Annotated in this window: 2 protein-coding genes; both read left to right on the top strand. The window is 36.0% G+C overall.

Annotated features, from left to right (window positions below; translation table 11 throughout):
* Positions 1-54, top strand: a 54-nt coding sequence (locus HMPREF1039_RS08580; protein ID WP_431731918.1) for a hypothetical protein, incomplete at its 5' end; no start/stop codon positions are given.
* A gap of 15 nt (positions 55-69) precedes the next feature.
* Positions 70-770: GTP-binding protein (locus HMPREF1039_RS05405; protein WP_007391404.1), on the top strand; the 701-nt coding region annotated here is incomplete at its 3' end.

Genomic DNA, 770 nt, shown 5'->3' with positions numbered 1-770 from the left:
CCCAGTGATAAAAGTATTTATCACTGGGATTTTTATGCCCTTTTGGGTTTTTGAATGGAGGAAAATCACATGAAAATTATTAATATTGGAGTTTTAGCTCATGTTGATGCAGGAAAAACTACCTTAACAGAAAGCTTATTATATAACAGTGGAGCGATTACAGAATTAGGAAGCGTGGACAAAGGTACAACGAGGACGGATAATACGCTTTTAGAACGTCAGAGAGGAATTACAATTCAGACAGGAATAACCTCTTTTCAGTGGGAAAATACGAAGGTGAACATCATAGACACGCCAGGACACATGGATTTCTTAGCAGAAGTATATCGTTCATTATCAGTTTTAGATGGGGCAATTCTACTGATTTCTGCAAAAGATGGCGTACAAGCACAAACTCGTATATTATTTCATGCACTTAGGAAAATGGGGATTCCCACAATCTTTTTTATCAATAAGATTGACCAAAATGGAATTGATTTATCAACGGTTTATCAGGATATTAAAGAGAAACTTTCTGCCGAAATTGTAATCAAACAGAAGGTAGAACTGTATCCTAATATGTGTGTGACGAACTTTACCGAATCTGAACAATGGGATACGGTAATAGAGGGAAACGATGACCTTTTAGAGAAATATATGTCCGGTAAATCATTAGAAGCATTGGAACTCGAACAAGAGGAAAGCATAAGATTTCAGAATTGTTCTCTGTTCCCTCTTTATCATGGAAGTGCAAAAAGTAATATAGGGATTGATAACCTTATAGTAGGACT

Source organism: Megasphaera lornae (assembly GCF_000214495.1).
In the GTDB taxonomy this organism is placed as follows: domain Bacteria; phylum Bacillota; class Negativicutes; order Veillonellales; family Megasphaeraceae; genus Megasphaera; species Megasphaera lornae.
The sequence above is the reverse complement of the archived record's forward strand: the minus strand, read 5'-3'. Positions and strand labels throughout refer to the sequence as shown.